This is a genomic window from Delftia sp. DLF01 (assembly GCF_014852125.1).
Taxonomy (GTDB): domain Bacteria; phylum Pseudomonadota; class Gammaproteobacteria; order Burkholderiales; family Burkholderiaceae_C; genus Comamonas; species Comamonas acidovorans.
This window is the reverse complement of the sequence record NZ_JACVAZ010000002.1, coordinates 1,222,118-1,245,045: the sequence shown is the minus strand read 5'-3', so window position 1 is coordinate 1,245,045 and position 22,928 is coordinate 1,222,118. Positions and strand designations below refer to the sequence as shown.

Genomic DNA, 22,928 nt, shown 5'->3' with positions numbered 1-22,928 from the left:
CCCTGTTCAGGGGACTGTGGAGAACCCCGGACGGCAGTACGATAGCTGTATGACATCTGTTTACGCTCAACGCCGCGCACGCTTGGCCGCCCAGTTGGGCGCTGGCGGCATCGCCATCATTCCCACCGCTCCCGAGCGCCAGCGCAACCGGGACACCGGCTACCTGTACCGCCACGACAGCTACTTCTACTACCTGACCGGCTTTGCCGAGCCCAATGCCTGCCTGGTGCTGGCCGCCGACGGCACCAGCGTGCTGTTCTGCCAGCCCAAGGACCTGGAGCGCGAAATCTGGGACGGCATCCGCCTGGGCCCCGAGGCCGCCGTGGCCACGCTGGGCGTGAGCCAGGCGTTCTCCAGCGCCGAGATCGATACGCGCCTGCCCCGCCTGCTGGAGAACCGGGGCCGCCTCTGGTATCCGTTCGCCACGCATGAAGGCCTGGCCGTGCGCGTGGAAGGCTGGCTGGGCCAGGTGCGCGCGCGCGTGCGCTTCGGCGCGCTGTGCCCGGCCGAGCAGGGCGACCTGTGCACGCTGCTGGACGAGATGCGCCTGGTCAAGGACGCGCATGAACAGGACATCATGCGCCGCGCCGCCGCCATCAGCGCCCAGGCCCATATCCGCGCCATGCAGCGCTCGGCACGCATGCTGCGCGCAGGCCAGGAGGTGCGCGAATACCACCTGGACGCCGAACTGCTGCATGAATTCCGCCAGCAGGGCTCGCAGTACGTGGCCTACGGCTCCATCGTGGCGGCCGGCGCCAACGCCTGCGTGCTGCACTACCAGGCCGACAAGGCGCCCGTGCATGCGGGCGAGCTGGTGCTGATCGATGCGGGCTGCGAGCTCGACGGCTACGCCAGCGACATCACGCGCACCTTCCCTGCCGATGGCCGCTTCACCGGCCCGCAGCGCGCGCTCTACGAGCTGGTGCTGGACAGCCAGAAGGCCGCCGTGGCGGCCACGCGCGCCGGTGCGCGTTTCAACGATCCGCACGACGCCACCGTGGCCGTGCTGGCGCAGGGCATGCTGGACCTGGGCCTGCTGGACAAAAAGGTCTATGGCAACGCCCAGGACGTGATCGAGCAGCGCGCCTTCTTCCAGTTCTACATGCACCGCACGGGCCACTGGCTGGGCATGGACGTGCACGACTGCGGCAGCTATGTGGAGCCCTCGGAGCTGGGCCAGTCGCACGAGCGCAAGGACCCGCTGTCGGGCGAGACCATCACCAACCGCCCCAGCCGCATCCTGCGCCCGGGAATGTGCACCACCATCGAGCCGGGCATCTACGTGCGCCCTGCGGCCGGCGTGCCCGAGCAGTTCCACAACATCGGCATCCGCATCGAGGACGATGCCATCGTCACCGAGACGGGCTGCGAGCTGATCACGCGCGGCGTGCCCGTGGAGCCCGACGAGATAGAAGCCTTGATGCGTGACTGACAACGCCAGCCTGCCCACCACCGGCCCCGTGTCCACCCTCATGCCCGCCCCATCGGCCTATGTCCCGCCCGCGTTGCCACGGCTGAGTTGGCGCATCTTCACGGTGCTCTGGCTGCTGGGCCTGCCCGGCGTGGCGGCCATGGCCTGGTTCGTGCTGCCCGACTGGATGCGCCTGCTGGGCCTGCCTGTGGAGCCGCTGGCCACGCCGCTCGCCGGCATTGGCGTGATGGCCGCGCTGCTGGCCCTGCCCGTGGGCGTCGGGGTGTGGCTGGGGCCAAGGCTGGGCCTGTCCGCACCGCTGCTGACCACCTGGGTGGCCGGGCGTTCGCCCCAGCGCGCCGTGCGCTACCTCACGCTGCCGGGGCTGGCTGGCGGCGTGGTCGGCGCGGCCTGGCTGGTGACCCTGGCCCTGGCCTGGCCCGACGACCTGACCCTGATCGACCCCGTCTACGCCATGCCGCTGGGCGCCAAGATCCTGTACGCGGGCATCACGGCCGAGCTGGTGATGCGCCTGGGCGGCATGACGCTGGTGATGTGGCTGCTGTGGCGGCTGAGCGGGCGCACCGACCGCCGCCCGGGCTGGATGCTGGGCTGGTGGTCGGTGATGCTGTCGGCCCTGCTCTGGGGCTTGCTGCAGCTGGCGCTGGCCTGGGGTACCTGGGGCGGCCTGTCGGACGGGCTGGTGCTGCAGCTGTTGCTGTTCGAAATCGTCCACGGTGCCGTGGGCGGCTTCCTGTTCTGGCGCTATGGCCTGGAGGCGGCCATGGTGGCCCATGCGATCACCTATCTGCTCTCGCACGGGCTGGTGTGACTCTAGCCAAACCTCAGCGAGCCGAACAAGCCTTCGGTCTCATCCTTGGGGCCGGCCGCGAAGTACAGGGCGTTGCTGTCGCCCAGGGCCACGCCGTTGCCGAACTGCAGCGCCCACAGGCCGGGTATGGCGACCGGGCGATCCTGGCCATCGCGCAGCTCGTCCACGTAGCTGCCGCTGTCCAGGTCGAAGGCGCAGATGCGGCCCGCGCCGCCGAAGTTGCCCACCAGCAACCGGCCCGATAGCGGCCCGAAGTCGGGCGGTGCGATGGCCACGCCCCAGGGCGCGTTGAGCCTGCCATCGTCTGAATAGATCCGCTGCAGGCGGCCGTCCAGATCGAACTCGGCCAGCTTGCCGCGCGCGGGGCGGTTGCCGGTTGCGGCCTCGCGCTCTGCATCCATGGCATCTTCCTCACCCGCGAAGAAGGCGCTGGCGTCCTCGGGGTCGGGCTGGCTCATGGCGTAGAGCACGAAGACGCGGTCTCTTGAGCCGTCGTTGACAACCTGGATGTTGAACGGCACGGGATCGCCAGGTCTGGCAACGCCGGCAGGGCCGCTGGCGAAGGGGTTGACGAAGCCCTGGGTGGGGGTGAGCTGCCACTGCGCGTCCAGTGTGCGGATCTGAGGCTGGTCGCCGAAATCGGCCAGCCACAGACGGTCCCAGCGGCCCGTATGCAGGGCCGCGCCGAAGAAGGCCATGCCCCGGCCCGTGCCATCGAAGACCTCGACGGCTGGGCCGTCCACGCGCACGATGGCGCCCGTCTCGGCGTCGCGCTCGGTCCAGGCGCTGACGCTGCCGCTGTCGGTCACGAAGACAAAGCGCGCCGCGCCGTCGAGCAGGCGCCCGCCTGCGGGCTGGCTGCGCACTCGGAACAGGTGGGACTCCAGGGGCGCGCCGTGGTAGACCACGCCAGTGACCTTGCCTGCGCTGCCGTCGTCGATGCGGGAGTCCGACTGGGGCACGGCCACCTTGCGAAGGCCGTCCTGACGCAGTGTGCGCAGGCTTGGCTCGGACGAGCGCGAGACGTCACCCAGGAATTGCCAGGAAGTGCCACCGCCGCCAATCCAGAAATGGCCGCCTGCGCCTGCCGGGCGGATGGCAATGCCCCAGCCGTTGACGAAGTCGGGTTCCGTGAAGCGCGCGCCGTAGCCAGCATGGCTGGCGAGCAGGGGTGTCTGGAGGTAGCGGTTGGCGGGTGCGCCGCCGCCGCAGGCGGTCAGCGCCGAGGAGGCGAGGGCGCTCAGAACAAAATGTCGCCGGTCGAGCATGTTGGATTTTCTGGTGGCATGGCAAAGCGGTGGATGGGTTGGCTGAGCATGCGAAACCAAGGGGCACCGGATGTTCTGGCTGCTGCCTGCGAACCCTGGGGGGCCGCAGATATGAACAGGCGATGCTAGAGAGAGGCCGCCTGCCGGGTCAATGCGGCCCCGTCTGATTCTGCAGAGCGATGCAGGAGGACTCAGCGCAGCTGCCTGCGCAGAATCTTTCCGGTCACGGTCTTGGGCAGTTCCTCGCGCAGCTCGACGATGCGCGGCACCTTGTAGGCGGCCATGTGCGCCTTGCAATGGGCGATGAGTTCCTCGGGCGCGGCCTGCCGGCCCGCTTTCAGCGAGACCACGGCCTTGACGGTCTCGCCCCGGTAGTCGTCTGGCACGCCGATGACGGCGGCCTCGCGCACGGCGGGATGGGTGTAGAGCACGTCCTCGACCTCGCGCGGCCAGACCTTGTAGCCGGCGGCGTTGATCATGTCCTTCTTGCGGTCCACCAGGTAGAACCAGCCGCGCTCGTCCATGAAGCCCACGTCGCCCGTGCGCAGCCCGCCCTCGAACATGGCGTCGGCCGTTGCTTCGGGCAGGTTCCAGTAGCCGGACATGATCTGCGGGCCGGCCGAGACGATCTCGCCGATCTCGCCCGGCGCGGCCTCGCGGTGCTGGTCGTCGATGATGCGTACCACCGTGCCATAGACCGGAACACCGATGGACAGCGCACCCGAGGCCGGGTCCACCGGCGCCCGCGCGCCCAGCGGAACGAAGTGCGTGGGCGAGCAGGTCTCGGTCATGCCGAAGGCGTTGTGGATGACCAGGCCCGACAACTGCTCGAAGGCCTGGATCACGGCCGGGGCAATGGGCGCGCCGCCGGAGTACAAGGCCTTGAAGCTGCGGAAATCCTCGCGCGAGACGCCCGGGTGGTTCATCAGCGCCACGAAGGCGGTGATGGCGCCGATGGTGAAGCTGGGCCGGTGCTCGCGCATGGATTCGAGCATGGTCTCGGGATGGAAGCGGTGGCTGAGCACCAGCGGGCAGGGCACCAGCAGGGCCAGGGCCACATGGCCGACCAGGCCGGTGATGTGGAACAGCGGCGCCAGGCCCAGCACGCTGTCGTCCGCCGTGATGCCTATCCAGTCGCGGTAGGTCTGGGCATTGAAGGCCAGGTTGCCATGCGTGTTCATGGCGCCCTTGGGCTGGCCCGTGGTGCCCGAGGTGTAGGTGATCACGGCCGTATCGCCCGCCGCGGGCCGGCGCGCCAGCGGCGCGGGCTGGCCGCCGGCCTGCACCAGCGCAAGCAGGTCCAGCGTGCCATCGGCCACGGGAAGGCGCGGACCGTCGCCGAGCACGCGCGCATCGCCGCGCGTCTGCCAGTCCAGCGCCGATGTGGTGACCACGGTGGCCAGCGGCAGGCCGCCGGCCGCATGCACTTCGCGGGCCACGTCCAGGTACAGCTGGTCCAGGCACAGCAGGGCCTGGGCGCCCGCGTTGTGCAGGATGTAGTGCAGCTCGCGCTGCCGGTTCATGGGATTGACCGGCACGGCGATACCGCCCAGCTTCCAGGCCGCCACCAGGCCGATGACGAAGGCCGGATTGTTCTGCGTATAGAGGGCCAGCCGGTCGCCGGCCGCAAAGCCCCGCGCCTGCAGCGCATGGGCCAGCGCGCTGGCGGCCTGGTCGAGTTCGCGCAGGTTCAGCCCGCCGTCGAAGTAGCGCACGATGGCGCAGCCGGGTGCCGCAGCCAGCGAGGCTTCGAACAGGTCGAGCATGCTGCTGAACTGCGGCCGCATCTCGGCCGGCTGGCCCGGCGCGTAAAGGCCCAGCCAGGGCCTGTCGTGCGATGGGGCTGCGCTCATTTGATCACCACGGGATTGACGGGCGAGCCCGTGGCGCGGTGGATCTTCAGCGGCGCGGCCACGTACAGAAAGGTGTAGCGGCCGTCGCGCGCGCAGCTGTCGGCCAGGGCCTCCAGGTCGCAGATCTCGGTCAGCGTCACGCCCAGGTTGCGCATCAGCGCGCAGTGAAGCGGCAGGGCCACGCCGTGCACGGGGTCCATGGTGACTTCGTTGGCGATGGTGTCGGTGACCAGGTTGGGGATCTCCATCGCATGGAACCAGTCCACGAGTTCGGGCGAGTAGGTCAGGCCGGGCTCGCAGAAGTCGTTGTAGAAGCTCGCCTGGTCTTCGTAGAAGCCCGACAGGAAATTGGTGCGCACGATCAGGATGTCGTGCTTTTCTATGGTGTGCCCCTGGGCCTTGGCGCAGGCCATCAGGTCTTCGTGCGTGAAGGTCTCGGCACGCTCCAGCGCTGCCTTGCCGCGGTGGCGTGCCATGTCCAGCAGCACGCCGCGCCCCACGATGCCGCGCGCGCCCAGCGCCTCCACGCTGGCCTTGTCCAGCCCGCCGACGGTGGTGCGTGCGTCATAGCCATTCCAGATGCTCCCGCCGTACCAGACATGGCCCAGCGCGTCGTACTGGGTCGATCCCTGCAGGAAGGCGTCCAGCTTGTCATCGGCATAGTGCAGGCCGCCGGGGAACCGGGGTGCATCGGGGCCGTCCCAGCTGGACTCGTCAAACACCATGGTGCGCTCGGCCGGTGTGCGACCGGGCCAGACCGGATCGCCGCGCGGGTCGCCGATCAGCCGCTGCAGCGTGAACGTCTCGCCCGAGCGAATGTGGGACACGCCGCGCAGCACCTCGGCGGGCGTGAGGAAGTTCAGCGCCCCGACCTCGTCGTCGGGTCCCCAGCGGCCCCAGTTGCTGGGAGCGTTCCTGAGCAGATCCTCCATCAGCGGGGCGTCGTCGTGCGTGTGTCCATGGTCGTGAGCATGTCCCATGTCTGTCTCCTGTCGTTGGTTTGTCGAACAAGGCGCGCAGGGCATTCAAACGCCAGGAGGGGCGCGAGGCTGTCGCGGGTTCGACACGCGGACGGCAGGCATTGCGAACGTCCCGGGCAAAACTGCTTTCACAGGCGGCAGGCATGGCGGCGTGCCTGCGCCCGCGATGCTGCGCTGCAGCATCAAAACCCATAGCGGCAAAGGCCAGACGCCACGGTGCTTTGCGATGCGCTGCGTGCCGCGCCTGCGCGATCTGCGGGGTGCCTGGGGCCTGGCTTTCAGCCCCTGGCCACATGCCGGAATGTTGCCTTCATGTAACCGCATTCGTGTGAGAATTGAAACCCGATTACAAACCCTGAGCGAGAGACATTCCATGCAAGTCCGCCGTGCCACCAAGATCGTCGCCACCCTGGGCCCCGCTTCCAGCGACCCGCAACTGCTGGAACAGATGGTGCGTGAAGGCGTCAACGTGGTGCGCCTGAATTTCAGCCACGGCAAGGCGCAGGACCACATCGACCGCGCCACCATGGTGCGCGAGGCGGCCCAGCGCGCAGGCCGCGAGGTGGCCATCATGGCCGACCTGCAGGGCCCCAAGATCCGCGTCGGCAAGTTCGCCGAAGGCAAGGTCATGCTGGAGCCCGGCGCGCGCTTCGTGCTCGACGCATCGCGCACAGCGCCCGGCGACCTGGGCGGCGTGGGCCTGGACTACAAGGAGCTGCCGCGCGACGTGAAGCCCGGCGATGTGCTGCTGCTCAACGACGGCCTGATCGTGCTCACCGTGGACCATGTGCGCGGCGACGAGGTGCACACCACCGTCAAGCTGGGCGGCGAGCTGTCCAACAACAAGGGCATCAACAAGCAGGGCGGCGGCCTGACGGCCCCGGCGCTGACGGCCAAGGACATGGAGGACATCAAGACCGCCATGAGCTTCCAGGCCGACTACGTGGCCGTGAGCTTTCCCAAGAACGCCACCGACATGGAGATGGCGCGCCAGCTGTGCAACGTGGCTGCGGCCCAGTACGGCCACAAGCCCGGCCTGATCGCCAAGATCGAGCGTGCCGAGGCCATTCCGCGCCTGGAAGAGATCCTGCATGTCTCCGACGGCATCATGGTCGCCCGTGGCGATCTGGCCGTGGAAGTGGGCAACGCGGCCGTGCCCGCGCTGCAAAAGAAGATGATCCGCATGGCGCGCGACATGGACAAGTTCGTGATCACCGCCACGCAGATGATGGAGAGCATGATCACCAACCCCGTGCCCACGCGCGCCGAGGTCAGCGACGTGGCCAACGCCGTGCTGGACGGCACGGACGCCGTCATGCTCAGCGCCGAGACCGCCGCCGGCAAGTACCCGCTGGAGACCGTGCAGGAAATGGCCAAGATCTGCGCCGCCGCGGAAGCCGCCGAAGACCCGGACAGCGATGCCGAGTTCACCGGCCGCCAGTTCTCGCGCATCGACCAGTCGATCGCCATCGGCGCGCTGTTCACGGCCCACCACCTGGGCGCCAAGGCCATCGTCGCCATGACGGACAGCGGCTCCACCGCGCTGTGGATGAGCCGCCACCGCATCCACATCCCCATCTACGCGCTCACGCCCAAGATCTCCACGCAGCGCAAAATGGCCATGTACCGCAACGTGCGCCCCCTGCTCATGGACACCAGCGCCGACCGCGACACCGCGCTGGACCAGGCCGAAGGCCATCTGCGCGCGCGCAACATCGTGCAAAGCGGCGATGTCTATGCCATCACCTGCGGCGAGCCCATGGGCCAGCCCGGTGGCACGAACATGCTGAAGATATGTCGTGTGAACTGATGCGCACGCATCCGCTGCGCGTCAGTGATTGAACCCACCCGGGACAGGCCCACAGGCCTTCCCGGGTTTTTTGTTTCAGAGCGTGCCTGAGCCCAGGCGTGCCAGCAGCGGCCCGCCTGCACGGCGGCGCCACAGCGCGGCATGCCAGACCAGGGTGGCGCTGCAGATGCCCACGATGGCGCCGCCGACCACATCGGACGGGAAGTGCACGCCCAGGTGCACGCGGCTCCAGGCCATGCCCAGGGCCAGCGACCAGGCTGACACCATGACCCAGCGGCGGTGGCGCGTGCAGCCCAGGGTCAGCGCCTGGGCCAGGGCAAAGGCGCCCGTGGCATGCATGCTCGGAAAGCTGGACCGCAGCGCGTGATCCACCCATTGCACGCCCATGCCCAGCTGGGCAGGACGCGGCGCCGGGAAGCCCCAGCGGATCAGCCGCGCCACGGCCCAGGCGGCCAGCATGGACAGCAGGGCCAGCACCAGCGTGCGGCGCAGGGCGGGCGAGCCGCGCAGCAGCCCGGCCATCACGGGAAGGGCGCACAGCGAGGGAAGCCAGGAGGAGATGGCGCGCGCCGCCTCGATCGAGATGGCGGGCGTTTGCGCGTTGGCGTTCAGCAGCGTGAACAGGGCGGGGTCCAGGGGCAGCATGGCAATGCTCGATCAGGGTGCGGAAGGCGGAAGACTGGCGGCGGGCCACAGGGAGTCGGGCGCGCTGTCCCGGGTGCGCAGCGCACGCGTGACCGCCAGGTCGAAGAGCCAGCCAGCCGTCCAGCACAGCCAGCCGGTCCACAGCGTGTGGCTCATGAAATGGGCGCCGCGCACCTGCTGGGCCAGGCCCATCGACAGGCCTGCGGCCAGCGAGACGGCCAGCCAGATCCAGGCTGCGCGCGGTGCATGGCGGCGCAGCGCGAAATAGCCGGCCAGAAAGGCAAAGCCTGCCGAGGCGTGGCCTGCGGGAAAGCAGCGGCCCGGCCCGCCATCGGCCAGGCCCAGCGACCAGTGCGAGACATGGCGCGCCACACCGCCGAACTCGGCCAGGTCCCAGGGGCAGCTGGTCGCGCTGGTGTACTTGAGCAGCGAGATCAGGGCCAGCGACAGCAAGATGCCCGCCACCAGCTGCACGCGCCGCCCATGGGGCAGCAGGCGCAGCGGGCCCACGGGCCGCCAGACGCACAGCGTCAGGCCCAGCACCACCAGCCAGGCCATGCGGCGTGCGCCTTCGTGGGCGATGTTCACGAAGAACCAGTCCGAACGCAGTGCAAAGCCATCGGCGTCGCCAAACCAGCGGGCCATGGCCAGGTCCAGGGCGCTGGCATCCCAGGCCAGGACCACGGCCAGGGCCGCCAGGGTCCACAGCAGGGTGCGTTTGAAGGAGGGGCCCTGCGCGGGGGCTGCGGAGAAATCTCGGGGTTCAGGTGTCGGCATGGCCGGCAGCATGAGAAGCGCGGCTTAAACCCGTCTTAACGCATGCCCCGGCGTGCGGCCATCGTCTGGCGCCGCAGCCGGCAGCGGCCATTGCACAATGCGCGCATGCGAATACTGGTCGTCGAAGACAACGCGGGCATTGCCGCAGGCCTGCAGGCCAATCTGCAACAGCGCCGCTACGCGGTCGATGTCTGCGCCACCGTGGCCGAGGCCTGGCATGCGCTGGAGATGGAGCGCTTCGATGCCGTGCTGCTGGACCTGGGCCTGCCCGATGGCGACGGCAGCGAAATCCTGCGCCGCCTGCGGGGCCCGCGCCGCCCGGGTGGCGACAGCCAGGCCCTGCCGGACCCCAACACGCCCGTGCTCATCCTGACCGCGCGCGACCAGGTGCGCGAGCGCATCGCCGGGCTGGACCTGGGTGCCGACGACTACCTGGTCAAGCCCTTCGACATCGACGAGCTGGAGGCGCGGCTGCGCGCCATGCTGCGCCGCGCAGGCGGGCAGGCGGCACCCGTGATCCGCCATGGCGAGCTGGAAGTCGACCCGGCCGCGCGCACCGTGCGCCGCGACGGAAAGCTGGTGGAGATGTCGCCGCGCGAGTTCTCCGTGCTCTGGGTGCTGCTGCAGGCGCGCGGACGCGTGCTCTCGCGCCAGCAGATCGAAGAGCACCTTTACAGCTGGGGCACGGCCGTGGAAAGCAATGCCGTCGAAGTCCACATCCACCACCTGCGCAAGAAGCTGGGCAATGCCAGCATCGTCACCATGCGTGGCGTGGGCTATTTCCTGCCCGTGGAGAACACATGAGCACCGCGCCGGACCGCCGCCCCTCGCTGATCTGGCATCTGATGGCCTGGATGCTGGGCGCGCTGGTCGTGGTCTGGGCCAGCTTCGTGGCGCTGGGCTACCAGACCGGCGTGCATGAGGCAGACGAGCTCACCGACGGCCACCTGGCCGGTGTGGCTGCGCTGGTGCTCAATCTGGAAGTCGCAGGCGCCGTAGGCCAGGGAGCAGCCACGCCCGTGCATGAGCCCCCCGGCCTCATGGCCCACGACTACCAGCAGTCGCTGAGCGTGGCCCTGTGGGATGGCTCCGGCCGGCTCATCTCGCGCACGGGCGATGCGCCCGAGCCCTCCTTCGACACCGAGCAGGGCTTTGCCACGCTGCGCCTGGGCCCGGAGCGCCGCGCCTGGCGCAGCTTCACCCAGTGGAGCCGCGACCATGCGCGCAAGGTCAGCGTGATGATCGAGCTGCAGGAGCGCGACGAACTGGCCGACGACATTGCCGGCCAGATGGTCGAGCCCGGCCTGTGGCTGCTGCCCGTGGTGGCGCTGGCGCTGGGGCTGGCCATTCGCCGGGGCATGCGGCCGCTCAACGAACTCTCGCGCGAGGTGGAGCGCCTGGACCTGGCCCAGGCCGAGCGCGTCTCGCACCGCCACGCGCTGCGGGAATTCATGCCCGTGGTGAACTCCATCAACACCTTGCTGGACCGCCAGCAGGAGGCGCTGGAGCGCGAGCGCAGCCTGGCCAACGAAGTGGCCCATGAACTGCGCACGCCGCTGGCCTCCATCGCCTTGCAGGCGCGGGCCCTGGGCGATGCGCCGGCCGGTGCCATGGACGCCCCGGCCCAACGCCAGGCGCTGGCGCAGATAGGCCGGGACGCGCTGCATGCCGGCCATGTGCTCAGCCAGCTGCTGGCACTGGCGCGCGCCGGCCGCGCCATGCTGGCCGAGCCGCCCGTGCCCGTGGACCTGGCCGCGCTGGCCCGGCAGGTGGTGGCCGCCCATGCGCAGGCGGCCTGGCAGCGCGACTGCAGCCTGTCCGTGCAGGCGCCTGAGGCACTGGGCGTGATGGGCAATGCCGTGCTGCTGGAGCTGGCGCTGCGCAATCTGGTGGAAAACGCCCTCAAGCACACGCCGCACGGCACGCAGATCGAAGTCCAGGCCGGGCAGGGGCCCGACGGCGAGGTCTGGCTGCAGGTCTGCGACGACGGCCGCCGTAGCGACGGCCGCCGCGATGGCGCCGAGCGCGCGGCAGCGCCCGTGGACAGCCTGCACCTGGGCCACGAGATCGTGGCGCGCGTGCTGCGCGCCCACCAGGGAAGCTTTGGCGAGGCCGCGCCGCCCGAAGGCTTCACGACCTGCTACCGCATGGGAATGCCCGGGACAGGGTTGGCGGCAGCTGGTTAAAATCGCCAGTTACCAAGCGGTTACTGCCGCGATCCCCCGGCCGTGGCCCCGCAGCGCACCCATGACGCAGCGGCGGCTGCCATGCGGCAGGGGCATCCCCCTCTCAACAACTTGATACGGACCCTACACATGCCTCTCGTTTCGATGCGCGAACTGCTGGACCACGCTGCCGAAAACGGCTACGGTCTTCCCGCCTTCAACGTCAACAACCTGGAGCAGGTGCAAGCCGTGATGTCGGCCGCTGACGAAGTGGGCGCGCCCGTCATCCTGCAGGCCAGCGCAGGCGCCCGCAAGTACGCCGGCGAGCCCTTCATCAAGCACCTGATCCAGGCCGCCGCCGAGCAGTATCCCCACATCCCCCTGGTCATGCACCAGGACCACGGCACCTCGCCCGCCATCTGCCAGGGCGCGCTGAACCTGGGCTTCGGCTCGGTGATGATGGACGGCTCGCTGATGGAAGACGGCAAGACGCCTTCCTCCTTCGAATACAACGTGGACGTGACCCGCAAGGTCGTGGAAATGGCCCACAAGCTGGGCGCCACCGTCGAAGGTGAGCTCGGCTGCCTGGGTTCGCTGGAAACCGGCATGGCCGGCGAGGAAGACGGCGTGGGCGCCGAAGGCGTGCTCGACCACTCGGCCCTGCTGACCGACCCCGAGGAAGCGGCCCAGTTCGTCAAGGCCACGCAGCTGGACGCGCTGGCCATTGCCATCGGCACCAGCCACGGCGCCTACAAGTTCACGCGCAAGCCCACGGGCGACATCCTGTCCATCCAGCGCGTCAAGGAAATCCACGCCCGCCTGCCCAACACCCACCTGGTCATGCACGGTTCCTCCTCCGTGCCCCAGGAACTGCTGGAAATCATCCGCCAGTACGGCGGCGCCATGAAGGAAACCTACGGCGTGCCCGTCGAGGAAATCCAGGAAGCCATCAAGCACGGCGTGCGCAAGATCAACATCGACACCGACATCCGCCTGGCGATGACCGGCGCCGTGCGCAAGTTCCTGGCCGAGAACCCCGAGAAGTTCGACGCCCGCGAATGGCTCAAGCCCGCCCGCGAAGCCGCCAAGCAGATCTGCAAGGCCCGCTACATCGAGTTCGGCTGCGAAGGCCAGGGCGCCAAGATCAAGGGCTACACGCTGGAGCAGATGGCCGCCAAGTACGCTGCCGGTTCGCTGCAGCAGGTCGTGAACTGATCGGTTCCTTCCCCTTCAAAAAAAGCCCGCCGGTCCGCCCGGCGGGCTTTTTTGTTGTCAGCGCTGCGCGGGGGCTGCGGCCGGGGTCCGCTGGGGTACGGCCATGGCCATCTCGTCATCGGGCACCACGGGCTGGGGGTGGCTGGCGTTCCAGCCCGACACCAGCAGGCTGGTGCCCGACAGCACCAGCAGCAGGCAGACCATCCATTCCACCAGCCGCTTGGGCAGGGCGGGCGGATGGCGCATGTGCAGCCAGGTCACCACCGTCACCACGGGAAAGGCCAGGGCCGCCGCCAGCAGCACGCTGGCGGTGATCTCGCCCTCCCAGGCCACCATCACCAGGCGCAGCAGCGCGCAGGTGAGGAACATGGCAAACAGGCACTGGCGCACCACCAGGCGGTCCAGCGGCTGGCGGTACAGGTGGTAGACCATGGGCGGGCCCGGCGTGGCAAACAACCCGCCCAGCACCCCCGATGCCACACCGGCCACCCACAGCGACACCGGCCCCGACACCTGCGCGTTGACCTGCTTTTGCAGCAACAGCAACAGCGCGCAGGCCACGATGGCCAGGCCCAGCAGCATGCGCAGCCCGCTCAGCGCATTGCCGCTGAGCCACTGCAGCAGCAGCACGCCGCCGATCACGCCGATGACGCTGCTGATCAGCATGGGCTTGAGCAGGGACCACTGCGGCACCTGGCGGTGGGCGCGCAGGTAGGCCACGCCGTTGACCACGGACAGCAGGCAGGCCACGTTGGCCGCATCGCCAATGCCCATCAGGTGCGTGGCACCGGCCACGCCCACGAAGATCAGCCCGAAGGCAAAGCCCGTCAGGTTCTGGCAAAACGTCGCCAGGCCCACCAGGGCCAGGAACATCACATACTGGATCACGCTCATCGAAAGGCTTTCTGGCGCGCCGCTGCGCCGAACCGGCGACGCTATCACGAAGCGCGCGCCGCTGCCTGCAGGTGCAGGGGGCAGGGCGCCAAGCCGCCGATCGCCAGGCCGCACTCACCGACGCACGGTGTCTCAGCCCGGCGCGTTGAGGCGTTCCAGCCGCTCGGGCGTGCCCACGTCGGTCCAGCGGCCCGTATAAAGGCTGGCCCCCACCTGGCCGGCCGCCATGGCGCGGCGCAGCAGCAGTACCAGCGGCACGCGCCATCCCTCGGGGTTGCCGGGCGGGATGTCGCACCAGGGCGCGGCAAACAGCTCGGCGCGCAGCAGCGCAATGGTGCCGTAGGTCTGGCGCGGGCGGGCATCGCCCTCGGGCCAGTCGCAGGCCAGTCCCAGTTCGTCCACGCCGAAGTCGCCGCGCGGGTGGTGCTCGGGGTTGGGCACCAGCCACAGATGGGCCAGGCGGCCGCTGGCCGCGAATTCCCGGGCGGCCTCGAACGGAAAATCGAAGTCGGGCGCGTAGACATCGCCGGCCGCCAGCCAGAACACATCGCCCAGCAGCGGCAGCGCGCGTGCAATGCCGCCAGCGGTCTCCAGCGCCTGCTCGGGCTCGGGGGAATAGGCCAGTTGCAGCGGCTCGCCCCCGTTGTCAGGCACGAATTGGGGGCCGAATCGCGCCGGAATCTGCGCGCCCAGCCAGCCAGTATTGACCACCGCGCGGCGCACGCCCGCCCGGGCCAGCGCATGCATGTGGTGCTGCAGCAGCGGCTGGCCCTGCACCTGCAGCAGGGGCTTGGGTGTGGTGTCGGTCAGCGGCCGCATGCGCTCGCCACGGCCTGCGGCCAGCAGCATGGCAGGCGGCTGTTCGGTGAGGGAAAGCGCCTTGGCGGCGGGGAACGGCGGGATGGGCTGGGCGGTCATGGAGGGCAACTGTAGACCATTGCCAGCGGCCATTGCCCCGCGCCCGGGAGCCGAAAACCCCAGTCCTTTAAAATGGCCGGCTTATTCTGATTACCCCCTCCTTCACGGAGCGCCCTGATGGCCAACACTCAACAAATGGCGAATGCGATCCGCGCACTCGCAATGGATGCCGTTCAACAAGCCAACTCCGGCCACCCCGGCGCCCCCATGGGCATGGCCGACATGGCCGTGGCACTGTGGAGCCGTCACCTCAAGCACAACCCCGTCAACCCGCAATGGGCTGACCGTGACCGCTTCATCCTGTCCAACGGCCACGGCTCCATGCTGATCTACGCGCTGCTGCACCTCACGGGCTACGCGCTGCCGATCGACGAGCTCAAGAACTTCCGCCAGCTGCACAGCAAGACGGCCGGCCACCCCGAAGTGGGCATCACCCCCGGCGTGGAAACCACCACCGGCCCGTTGGGCCAGGGCATCACCAATGCCGTGGGCTTCGCGCTGGCCGAAAAGCTGCTGGCTGCCGAATTCAACCGTCCCGGCCACGCCATCGTCGACCACCACACCTACGTGTTCCTGGGTGACGGCTGCCTGATGGAAGGCATCAGCCACGAGGCCGCGTCCCTGGCCGGCGCCTGGAAGCTGGGCAAGCTGGTGGCGCTGTACGACGACAACGGCATCTCCATCGACGGCAAGGTCGCCCCCTGGTTCATCGACAACACGCCCGCCCGCTTCGAAGCCTATGGCTGGAACGTGATCCGCGACGTGGACGGCCACAACGTCCAGGCCCTCGATGCCGCCATCGCCGCTGCCAAGAAGAACAGCTCCAAGCCCACGCTGATCTGCTGCAAGACCAGCATCGGCAAGGGCTCGCCCAACCGCCAGGACACGGCCAAGGCCCACGGCGAGCCCCTGGGCGCCGAGGAAATCGCGCTGACCCGCGCGGCCCTGGGCTGGGAGCACGGCCCCTTCGACATCCCCGCCAGCGTCTACGGCGACTGGGATGCCAAGGCCGCCGGCGCCAAGGCCGAAGCGGCCTGGAACAAGAAGTTCGCCGCCTACGCCAAGGCCTTCCCCGAACTGGCTGCCGACTTCACGCGCCGCATGGCCGGCGACCTGCCTGCCAACTTCGGCGAGATCGCCGCGCAGATCGCCTCCGACGCGCATGACGCAGGCGCCACCGTGGCCAGCCGCAAGGCCAGCCAGCTGGCCCTGGAAGGCCTGACCGCAGCCCTGCCTGAACTGCTGGGCGGCTCGGCCGACCTGACCGGCTCCAACCTGACCAACACCAAGAGCACGCCTTCGCTGCGCGTGGACGACAAGGGTGCCGTGGTCCTGACCGAAGACGGCAAGATCGGCCGCCACATCAACTACGGTGTGCGCGAGTTCGGCATGGCCGCCATCATGAACGGCATCGCCCTGCATGGCGGCTACATCCCCTACGCAGGCACCTTCCTGACCTTCAGCGACTACAGCCGCAACGCCATCCGCATGGCCGCGCTGATGAAGCAGCGCGTGGTCCACGTCTTCACGCACGACTCCATCGGCCTGGGCGAAGACGGCCCCACCCACCAGTCCATCGAGCACGCCGCCTCGCTGCGCCTGATCCCTGGCCTGGATGTCTGGCGCCCTGCAGACACCACGGAAACCGCCGTCGCCTGGACCGTGGCCCTGAGCCAGAAGAACAAGCCCACGGCCCTGCTGCTGTCGCGCCAGAACCTGGCCTACGCAGCCAAGACCGAAGACGCGCTGGACGACATCGCCTGCGGCGCCTACGTGCTGTCCGAGCCCAAGGCCGTCGGCCTGAACAAGAAGGCCCAGGCCGTCATCATCGCCACCGGCTCCGAAGTGCAGCTGGCCCTGGCCGCCCAGAAGCTGCTGGCCGAGCGCAAGGTCGCCGTGCGCGTGGTCTCCATGCCCAGCACCACCACCTTCGACAAGCAGGACGCCAAGTACAAGAGCCAGGTGCTGCCGGCCAACCTGCCGCGCATCGCCGTGGAAATGGGCGTGACCGACTTCTGGTGGAAGTACGGCTGCGCCGCCGTCGTCGGCATCGACACCTACGGCGAATCGGCTCCAGCGCCCGTGCTGTTCAAGCACTTCGGCTTCACGGCCGAGAACGTGGCCGACACCGTGCAGGCTGCGCTGCAGCGCGCCGGCAAGTAAAGCTGCGAGAAGGGGCCTGTGGCCCCTTTTTGCCGCCCGCCAGGCCCGGCCTGGCCCTCACCGTTTCAGTTTTTCCGTTTTTCGCAATCCGTCAATCCAAGAGGCAAATATGACGATCAAGATCGGTATCAACGGCTTCGGCCGCATCGGCCGCATGGTGTTCCGCGCTGCCGTGCAGAACTTCAGCGACATCGAAGTCGTGGGCATCAACGACCTGCTCGAGCCCGACTACCTGGCCTACATGCTCAAGTACGACAGCGTGCACGGCCGCTTCAAGGGCGAGGTCTCGGTGGAGGGCTCCAACCTGATCGTCAACGGCAAGACCATCCGCCTGACGCAGGAGCGCGACCCCGCCAACCTGAAGTGGAACGAAGTCGGCGCCGACATCGTGATCGAGGCCACCGGCCTGTTCCTGACCGACGAGACCGCACGCAAGCACCTGGCTGCCGGCGCCAAGAAGGTCATCATGTCCGCGCCTTCCAAGGACAGCACCCCGATGTTCGTCTTCGGCGTGAACTGCAAGACCTACGCCGGCCAGGACGTGATCTCCAACGCCTCCTGCACCACCAACTGCCTGGCTCCCGTGGCCAAGGTGCTCAACGACAAGTGGGGCATCAAGCGCGGCCTGATGACCACCGTGCACGCTGCCACCGCCACGCAAAAGACCGTGGACGGCCCCAGCAACAAGGACTGGCGCGGCGGCCGCGGCATCCTGGAAAACATCATTCCCTCCAGCACGGGCGCAGCCAAGGCCGTGGGCGTGGTGATTCCTGAGCTCAACAAGAAGCTGACCGGCATGTCCTTCCGCGTGCCCACCTCCGACGTGTCGGTGGTGGACCTGACGGTGGAGCTGAACAGCGAAGCCAGCTACGAAGAGATCTGCGCCGAAATGAAGGCCCAGTCGCAAGGCGCGCTCAAGGGCGTGCTGGGCTACACCGAAGACAAGGTCGTGGCCACGGACTTCCGCGGCGAGTCCTGCACCTCGGTGTTCGATGCCGAAGCCGGCATCGCCCTGGACAAGACCTTCGTGAAGGTCGTGTCCTGGTACGACAACGAGTGGGGCTACTCGAACAAGTGCCTGGAAATGGTGCGCGTGGTCGCCGCCAAGTAATCCTGGCGCGAACCGCTGCGGGGCCTGTCGAGGGCCCCGCACCAGGCCGGCATCGGACGCGATGCCGGCCTTTTTCATGGCGGACAGTGTGCCCTGGCACTGCAAGCGTTGCTCGACAAAGCGGGCACCGGCGGCGCGGCATCATGGCCGCATGACTACTTCATCCGCATTGCACGAGACCATTGGCTTTGACGACTTCCTCAAGGTGGAGCTGCGCGTGGGCCGCATCGTGGACGCCCAGGTGTTCAAGGAGGCGCGCCGCCCCGCCTATGTGCTGCAGGTCGATTTCGGCCCCGAACTGGGCCTGCGCAAATCCAGCGCCCAGATCACGGCGCTGTACCGGCCCGAGGAACTGATAGGCCGCCAGGTGGTGGCCGTGCTGAACTTTCCCAGCAAGCAGATCGGTCCCATGCGCTCGGAATGCCTGGTCACGGGATTCCACAACGAGAACGGTGAGGTCGCACTGTGCGTGCCCGACCGCGAGGTGCCGCTGGGCACCAAGCTGCTGTGACGGCCTGGGTGACTATTGGCCTGGGTGACTATTCGATGCGCACGTCGGCCGCCTTGACGATGCGCCCGGACGCTTCCCAGTCGTCCTTGAGCAGGCGCTGGAATTCGGCGGCCGGCAGGGTGGCGGCTTCCACGCCCACGCGGGCCAGGCGCTCCTGCACCACGGGCTCGGCCAGCACCTTGCGCACGGCGGCGTTGATGCGCTCCACTTCGGCGGGCGGCGTGCCGGCCGGTGCCAGCAGGCCCAGCCAGGAGTCGAAGGCATAGCCGGGCACGCCGGACTCGGCCACCGTGGGCAGATCGGGCAGGAAGCGCGAGCGTTGCTTGCCCGAGTAGGCCAGCAGTTTGACGCGCGGATCCTTCTGGAAGGCCAGCATGCCGATGGTGGCGCCCGTGACCAGCTGCACGCGGCCGGCCAGCAGCTCGGTGGTGGCATCGCCCGTGGATTTCATGGGGATGTGCTGCAGCTTGATGCCCGCCTGCGCGGCCAGCGAGGCCGAGGCCAGGTGCGAGGCGCTGCCATTGCCGGCCGACGCATAGTTGAGCTGGCCGGGCTGGGCCCTGGCGCGCTGCAGCAGCTCGCCCAGGGTCTGCACGCCCGAGGCGGCCGGCACGCCCACCACATAGCCCGTGCGGCCCAGGAAGGACACGCCCACGAAGTCCTTGAGCGGGTCATAGGGCAGCTTCGCGTACAGATGGCCGGCCAGGTTGTGGCTGGCCGCAGCCAGCACCAGGGTGTTGCCGTCCGGCGCGGACTTGGCCACCTGGGCCGTGCCCACGCTGCCACCCGCGCCCGCCCGGTTTTCCACCACCACGGTGGCGCCCAGGGCCTGGCCCAGTTCATTGCTGAAGGTGCGTGCCACCGTGTCCTGCGTGGCGCCTGCGCCGAAGGGCACGACGATGCGGATCACGCGTTCGGCATGCACGGCCGGTGCCAGTCCCAGGGCCAGGGCCAGGGCTGCTGCCAGCAGAACGCGGCGGGTGACGGGAGAAGGGTGAGAGGTTTTCATGGGGAAGTTTCCTGGGTGACGGCAAGCCACCGCTCCACCAGCCGCACGAAGTAGCTGGCGCCGATGGCAAGGATGTCGTCGTTGAAGTCGTAGGAGCGGTTGTGGATCAGGCAGGGGCCGTCGCCATGGCCGGGCAGTCGGTGATCGCCCTGGCCGTTGCCGATGAAGGCGTAGCAGCCGGGGCGCGCCTGCAGCATGTGGGCGAAGTCCTCGGCCGCCAGCACGCCGGGGAACTGCGTGTCCACGGCGTCGTCGCCCGCGATCTCGCGCATCACGGCGGCGGCGAAGGCGGCCTCGGCCGCGTGGTTGACCAGGGGCGGCGAGGCGCGGCGGAAATGGATCTCGGCCCTGCAGCCATGGGCCAGGGCCGTGTGCTCGGCCTGGCGGCGCAGGGCGGCTTCGAGGATGTCCAGCGCCGCCACGGAGAAGGTGCGCACCGTGCCGCCCACCCAGGCGCTGTCGGGAATCACGTTGGGCGCGTCCGAGCCCTGGATCTGCGTCACCGCCAGCAGCGCGCGTTCGCGCGAATCCACATGGCGCGCGACCAGGGTCTGCAGCTGCTGGGCCAGGTCAATGGTGGCGGCCACCGGATCGATGCCCGTGTGCGGCAGCGAGGCATGCGTGCCCTGCCCATGCAGCACGATGCGGAAGGTGTTGCTGGAGGCCATGAGCGCGCCCGGGTTGAGCGCGAAGCTGCCCACGCGGTCCAGCGCGAAGTTGTGCAGGGCGAAGACCGCATCGCAGGGGAAGCGCTCGAACAGGCCTTCGTCGATCATCCTGCGTGCGCCGGCCTTGCCCATCTCTTCGGCGGGCTGAAAGATCAGGTGCACCGTGCCCGCGAAGTCGCGCGTGCGCGCCAGATGCCAGGCCGCGGCCAGCAGCATGGTGGTGTGGCCGTCATGGCCGCAGGCATGCATGCGGCCTGCGTGCTGCGAACGGTGGGCAAACCGGTTTTCTTCCTGCAGCGGCAGCGCATCCAGGTCGGCGCGCAGGCCGATGGTGCGCGTGCCATGGCTTGCGTCCGTATGCCTGCCGTGCACCACGCCCACCACGCCCGTGCCGGCCAGGCCGGTGTGCACCTCCACGCCCCAGGAGGCCAGGCGTTCGGCCACGATGGCCGAGGTGCGGTGTTCCTCGAAGCCCAGCTCGGGGTGGGCATGCAGGTCGCGCCGCAGGGCCACGAAGGGCGCCATGTCGGCAAAGCTTTCGATCAGGTGGGGCAAGGCGGTCTCCGGCCGCAGCCGGCCCATGCCTGCTGCGGCGAATCCCGGATTCTGTAAAACCGCCAGCCCTGTGGCAACGAAGCAAAACGCATATGCATGCGCCCTGCATGCACAAGCCGAACGGGCCGATCAAGCCGTTCAGGCCGTTCAGGCGGACGTCACACGGCCCTCAGGACTGCGCCATGCGCTGCGCGAGAAAGTCCAGGAAGGCCGTGATGCGCGCGGCCAGCGCCGTGTTGCGGTAGTAGACGGCGTGGATGGGCTGGCGCTGCTGCACGGTCTCGCGCGCCAGCACCTGCACCAGCTCGCCCTGGGCGCGATCGCGCACGGTCATGAAGTCGGCCAGGCAGACCACGCCCTGGCCTGCCAGGGCCAGCTGGCGCATGGTCTCGCCGCTGGAGGCCGTGAGCTGGGGCGCGGCATCCCAGCGGTCGCCGCCATCGGGCGTGCGCAGCGGCCAGTGGTTCAGGCCTGGCACCTGGCTGTTGCCAATGCGCTGGTGGCGCGCCAGCGCAGCCACGCTCGCCACTGGGCCATGGGCCTGCAGGTAGGCGGGGCTGGCCAGCACGCGCAGCACGCTGTGGCACAGCAGCCGCGCATGCAGCGTGGAGTCGCGCAGCTCGCCGATGCGGATGGCGATGTCGGTGCGCTGGGCCAGCAGGTCGATGTGCAGGTCATCGGTGTTCAGCTCCAGCGTGATCAGCGGATAGAGCGCGCGGAACTCGCCGACCAGCGGCACGATGGCATGCAGCATGAAGGGCGAGGCCGCATTGACGCGCAGCAGCCCGGCCGGCGCTTGGCGCCGCGCGGCCAGTTCCTCCTCGGCCGCGTCCAGGGCCTGCAGCACCTCGCGCGCGCGGGCCAGGAAGCGCGCGCCTTCCTCGGTCAGTTCCAGGCTGCGCGTGGTGCGCCGCACCAGGGTGGTGGCCAGTTTTTTCTCAAGGCGCGACAGGCTGCGGCTGATGCCCGAGGTGGTCTGTCCCAACTGCTCGGCCGCCGCCGTGATGCTGCCGCAGTCGATCACAGCGCGAAAGGCCTGCAACTCGTCCAGGGTGGTTTTCATGGGGCGCCAGCTTGGCGCAATTGTTGCTGCAGCGTCAAATATTTTCTGCTGATACCAGGCTTTATCTGCAAGCGTTAACCCGCCAGACTGCAGTCTTCGGGGCGTGGTTCCGCGCCTTGTTTGCTTTTTTGAAGGACCTGCATGACATCGACTGCCTCTCTCGCTTCCGTGGTGCCCGCGTTCGGCCTGGGCACCTTCCGCCTCAAGGATGAGGTGGTGCGCCACTCCGTGGGCCAGGCCCTGGAGGTGGGCTACCGCGCCATCGACACCGCCCAGATCTACGGCAACGAGGCCGATGTGGGTGCCGCCATCGCCGCCAGCGCCGTGCCGCGCGATCAGCTCTTCCTCACCACCAAGATCTGGACCGAGAACCTGTCCGCCGACGCGCTGATCCCCAGCCTGGAGCGCAGCCTTGAAGCCCTGCGCACCGACCATGTGGAGCTGACGCTGATCCACTGGCCCTCGCGCAGCGTGCCGCTGGAGGACAGCCTGGGCGCGCTCATGCGCGCCAGGGAGCAGGGGCTGACGCGCCACATCGGCGTGTCCAACTTCAACATCGCGCTGCTGCAGCAATCCATTGCCGCCGTGGGCGCCGCGAACATCGCCACCAACCAGATCGAACTGAGCCCCTATCTGCAAAACCGTGCCGTCACCGACTTCGCACGCCAGCAGGGCATTCACACCACCTCGTACATGACGCTGGGCTACGGCAAGCTGCTGGCCGATCCCGTGCTGGCCGACATCGCCACCGCCCACGGCGCCACGCCCGCCCAGGTGGCGCTGGCCTGGGCCATGGCCATGGGCTATGCCGTCATTCCCTCGTCCACCCAGCGCGCCCACCTGCAGGCCAACCTGGACAGCTGCCAGCTGGTGCTGGGCGCCGAAGACATGCAGCGCATCGCCGCGCTGGAATGCGGCGACCGCCAGGTCAGCCCTGACGGCCTGGCTCCCGCCTGGGATTGAACGGGGCTGGGATCGGGGGCCTGCGCGGCCCGGCGGGCTTTGACCTGGAGCAACGCAATGGTGACCCTAGGGGTAGTACTAGGGTTATCACAGTATCGAACGACCGTGCTTTTTATG

The 22,928-nt window shown here is 68.8% G+C and carries 20 protein-coding genes; 10 read left to right on the top strand and 10 right to left on the bottom strand.

Features of this window, described 5'->3' with window-relative positions:
* The first annotated feature begins 49 nt into the window (after window positions 1–49).
* Window positions 50–1,432: an aminopeptidase P N-terminal domain-containing protein gene (locus IB269_RS14095; protein ID WP_097204092.1), complete on the top strand. Its 1,383-nt coding sequence runs from the start codon at window positions 50–52 to the stop codon at window positions 1,430–1,432.
* On the top strand, window positions 1,425–2,243 hold the full coding sequence (locus IB269_RS14090; RefSeq protein ID WP_012202858.1) for a hypothetical protein: 819 nt from the start codon (window positions 1,425–1,427) through the stop codon (window positions 2,241–2,243). Before IB269_RS14095 ends, IB269_RS14090 begins: the two co-directional genes overlap by 8 nt.
* Before the next feature lie 2 nt (window positions 2,244–2,245).
* On the opposite strand, the gene IB269_RS14085 is transcribed toward IB269_RS14090, so the two are convergent.
* The 3 genes from IB269_RS14085 to IB269_RS14075 form a co-directional block, all read right to left on the bottom strand.
* Window positions 2,246–3,511 carry a TIGR03118 family protein gene (locus IB269_RS14085; RefSeq protein WP_012202859.1) on the bottom strand — a complete coding sequence of 422 codons (1,266 nt, stop codon included), beginning with the start codon at window positions 3,509–3,511 and terminating at the stop codon, window positions 2,246–2,248.
* 191 nt (window positions 3,512–3,702) lie between these two features.
* Window positions 3,703–5,364, bottom strand: coding sequence for an AMP-binding protein (locus IB269_RS14080; RefSeq protein WP_192367414.1), 1,662 nt, complete (start codon window positions 5,362–5,364; stop codon window positions 3,703–3,705).
* Window positions 5,361–6,344 carry a cyclase family protein gene (locus IB269_RS14075; protein WP_192367413.1) on the bottom strand — a complete coding sequence of 328 codons (984 nt, stop codon included), beginning with the start codon at window positions 6,342–6,344 and terminating at the stop codon, window positions 5,361–5,363. Before IB269_RS14075 ends, IB269_RS14080 begins: the two co-directional genes overlap by 4 nt.
* Window positions 6,345–6,717: 373 nt before the next feature.
* Here IB269_RS14075 and pyk point away from each other — a divergent pair, with 373 nt between their 5' ends.
* Window positions 6,718–8,154, top strand: a complete 1,437-nt coding sequence (gene pyk, locus IB269_RS14070; RefSeq protein ID WP_012202862.1) for a pyruvate kinase — start codon at window positions 6,718–6,720, stop codon at window positions 8,152–8,154.
* 75 nt (window positions 8,155–8,229) lie between these two features.
* On the opposite strand, the gene IB269_RS14065 is transcribed toward pyk, so the two are convergent.
* Window positions 8,230–8,799: a phosphatase PAP2 family protein gene (locus IB269_RS14065; RefSeq protein ID WP_063327483.1), complete on the bottom strand. Its 570-nt coding sequence runs from the start codon at window positions 8,797–8,799 to the stop codon at window positions 8,230–8,232.
* 12 nt (window positions 8,800–8,811) lie between these two features.
* Window positions 8,812–9,588 (bottom strand): phosphatase PAP2 family protein, encoded by a 777-nt coding sequence (locus IB269_RS14060; protein WP_192367412.1) that lies wholly within the window; start codon window positions 9,586–9,588, stop codon window positions 8,812–8,814.
* 93 nt (window positions 9,589–9,681) lie between these two features.
* Here IB269_RS14060 and IB269_RS14055 point away from each other — a divergent pair, with 93 nt between their 5' ends.
* The 3 genes from IB269_RS14055 to fba all read left to right on the top strand — a co-directional run bounded on the left by IB269_RS14055 (window position 9,682) and on the right by fba (window position 12,956).
* The gene (locus IB269_RS14055) at window positions 9,682–10,380 is read left to right on the top strand and encodes a response regulator transcription factor (RefSeq protein WP_071957025.1); all 699 of its coding nucleotides are present in this window, start codon (window positions 9,682–9,684) and stop codon (window positions 10,378–10,380) included.
* Window positions 10,377–11,762: a two-component sensor histidine kinase gene (locus IB269_RS14050; RefSeq protein WP_043825424.1), complete on the top strand. Its 1,386-nt coding sequence runs from the start codon at window positions 10,377–10,379 to the stop codon at window positions 11,760–11,762. The genes IB269_RS14055 and IB269_RS14050 overlap by 4 nt, the downstream gene beginning before the upstream one ends.
* 129 nt (window positions 11,763–11,891) lie before the next feature.
* Window positions 11,892–12,956, top strand: a complete 1,065-nt coding sequence (fba, locus tag IB269_RS14045; protein WP_013804528.1) for a class II fructose-bisphosphate aldolase — start codon at window positions 11,892–11,894, stop codon at window positions 12,954–12,956.
* Between the two features lie 57 nt (window positions 12,957–13,013).
* Here fba and IB269_RS14040 read toward each other — a convergent pair whose 3' ends face one another.
* Both IB269_RS14040 and IB269_RS14035 read right to left on the bottom strand, forming a co-directional pair.
* Window positions 13,014–13,850, bottom strand: coding sequence for a sulfite exporter TauE/SafE family protein (locus tag IB269_RS14040; protein ID WP_192367411.1), 837 nt, complete (start codon window positions 13,848–13,850; stop codon window positions 13,014–13,016).
* A 132-nt stretch (window positions 13,851–13,982) separates the two neighbouring features.
* Window positions 13,983–14,768: a nucleotidyltransferase family protein gene (locus IB269_RS14035; protein WP_192367410.1), complete on the bottom strand. Its 786-nt coding sequence runs from the start codon at window positions 14,766–14,768 to the stop codon at window positions 13,983–13,985.
* Between the two features lie 117 nt (window positions 14,769–14,885).
* On the opposite strand from IB269_RS14035, the gene tkt reads away from it, so the two are divergent.
* The 3 genes from tkt to IB269_RS14020 all read left to right on the top strand — a co-directional run bounded on the left by tkt (window position 14,886) and on the right by IB269_RS14020 (window position 18,553).
* The gene (gene tkt, locus IB269_RS14030) at window positions 14,886–16,931 is read left to right on the top strand and encodes a transketolase (protein WP_192367409.1); all 2,046 of its coding nucleotides are present in this window, start codon (window positions 14,886–14,888) and stop codon (window positions 16,929–16,931) included.
* Between the two features lie 109 nt (window positions 16,932–17,040).
* Window positions 17,041–18,042 (top strand): type I glyceraldehyde-3-phosphate dehydrogenase, encoded by a 1,002-nt coding sequence (gap, locus tag IB269_RS14025; RefSeq protein ID WP_012202871.1) that lies wholly within the window; start codon window positions 17,041–17,043, stop codon window positions 18,040–18,042.
* 151 nt (window positions 18,043–18,193) lie between these two features.
* Window positions 18,194–18,553: a tRNA-binding protein gene (locus IB269_RS14020; RefSeq protein ID WP_026062619.1), complete on the top strand. Its 360-nt coding sequence runs from the start codon at window positions 18,194–18,196 to the stop codon at window positions 18,551–18,553.
* Between the two features lie 28 nt (window positions 18,554–18,581).
* Here the strand turns inward: IB269_RS14020 and IB269_RS14015 are convergent, their stop codons facing one another.
* The 3 genes from IB269_RS14015 to IB269_RS14005 all read right to left on the bottom strand — a co-directional run bounded on the left by IB269_RS14015 (window position 18,582) and on the right by IB269_RS14005 (window position 21,848).
* A complete protein-coding gene (locus IB269_RS14015; RefSeq protein WP_192367408.1) occupies window positions 18,582–19,562 on the bottom strand; it encodes a tripartite tricarboxylate transporter substrate binding protein in 981 nt (326 codons plus the stop codon).
* A complete protein-coding gene (locus IB269_RS14010; protein ID WP_192367407.1) occupies window positions 19,559–20,812 on the bottom strand; it encodes a M20 aminoacylase family protein in 1,254 nt (417 codons plus the stop codon). Before IB269_RS14010 ends, IB269_RS14015 begins: the two co-directional genes overlap by 4 nt.
* Window positions 20,813–20,954: 142 nt before the next feature.
* Window positions 20,955–21,848, bottom strand: coding sequence for a LysR family transcriptional regulator (locus IB269_RS14005; protein ID WP_192367406.1), 894 nt, complete (start codon window positions 21,846–21,848; stop codon window positions 20,955–20,957).
* 141 nt (window positions 21,849–21,989) lie between these two features.
* Here IB269_RS14005 and dkgB point away from each other — a divergent pair, with 141 nt between their 5' ends.
* Window positions 21,990–22,811, top strand: coding sequence for a 2,5-didehydrogluconate reductase DkgB (gene dkgB, locus IB269_RS14000; RefSeq protein WP_099751626.1), 822 nt, complete (start codon window positions 21,990–21,992; stop codon window positions 22,809–22,811).
* The last annotated feature ends 117 nt before the right edge of the window (window positions 22,812–22,928 follow it).

Coding starts and splice junctions, on each gene's coding strand:
- IB269_RS14095 (WP_097204092.1), top strand. CDS start 50: ATGACATCTGTTTACGCTCAACGCCGCGCACGCTTGGCCGCCCAGTTG.
- IB269_RS14085 (WP_012202859.1), bottom strand. CDS start 3,511: ATGCTCGACCGGCGACATTTTGTTCTGAGCGCCCTCGCCTCCTCGGCG.
- IB269_RS14080 (WP_192367414.1), bottom strand. CDS start 5,364: ATGAGCGCAGCCCCATCGCACGACAGGCCCTGGCTGGGCCTTTACGCG.
- IB269_RS14075 (WP_192367413.1), bottom strand. CDS start 6,344: ATGGGACATGCTCACGACCATGGACACACGCACGACGACGCCCCGCTG.
- pyk (WP_012202862.1), top strand. CDS start 6,718: ATGCAAGTCCGCCGTGCCACCAAGATCGTCGCCACCCTGGGCCCCGCT.
- IB269_RS14065 (WP_063327483.1), bottom strand. CDS start 8,799: ATGCTGCCCCTGGACCCCGCCCTGTTCACGCTGCTGAACGCCAACGCG.
- IB269_RS14060 (WP_192367412.1), bottom strand. CDS start 9,588: ATGCTGCCGGCCATGCCGACACCTGAACCCCGAGATTTCTCCGCAGCC.
- IB269_RS14055 (WP_071957025.1), top strand. CDS start 9,682: ATGCGAATACTGGTCGTCGAAGACAACGCGGGCATTGCCGCAGGCCTG.
- IB269_RS14050 (WP_043825424.1), top strand. CDS start 10,377: ATGAGCACCGCGCCGGACCGCCGCCCCTCGCTGATCTGGCATCTGATG.
- fba (WP_013804528.1), top strand. CDS start 11,892: ATGCCTCTCGTTTCGATGCGCGAACTGCTGGACCACGCTGCCGAAAAC.
- IB269_RS14040 (WP_192367411.1), bottom strand. CDS start 13,850: ATGAGCGTGATCCAGTATGTGATGTTCCTGGCCCTGGTGGGCCTGGCG.
- IB269_RS14035 (WP_192367410.1), bottom strand. CDS start 14,768: ATGACCGCCCAGCCCATCCCGCCGTTCCCCGCCGCCAAGGCGCTTTCC.
- tkt (WP_192367409.1), top strand. CDS start 14,886: ATGGCCAACACTCAACAAATGGCGAATGCGATCCGCGCACTCGCAATG.
- gap (WP_012202871.1), top strand. CDS start 17,041: ATGACGATCAAGATCGGTATCAACGGCTTCGGCCGCATCGGCCGCATG.
- IB269_RS14020 (WP_026062619.1), top strand. CDS start 18,194: ATGACTACTTCATCCGCATTGCACGAGACCATTGGCTTTGACGACTTC.
- IB269_RS14015 (WP_192367408.1), bottom strand. CDS start 19,562: ATGAAAACCTCTCACCCTTCTCCCGTCACCCGCCGCGTTCTGCTGGCA.
- IB269_RS14010 (WP_192367407.1), bottom strand. CDS start 20,812: ATGGGCCGGCTGCGGCCGGAGACCGCCTTGCCCCACCTGATCGAAAGC.
- IB269_RS14005 (WP_192367406.1), bottom strand. CDS start 21,848: ATGAAAACCACCCTGGACGAGTTGCAGGCCTTTCGCGCTGTGATCGAC.
- dkgB (WP_099751626.1), top strand. CDS start 21,990: ATGACATCGACTGCCTCTCTCGCTTCCGTGGTGCCCGCGTTCGGCCTG.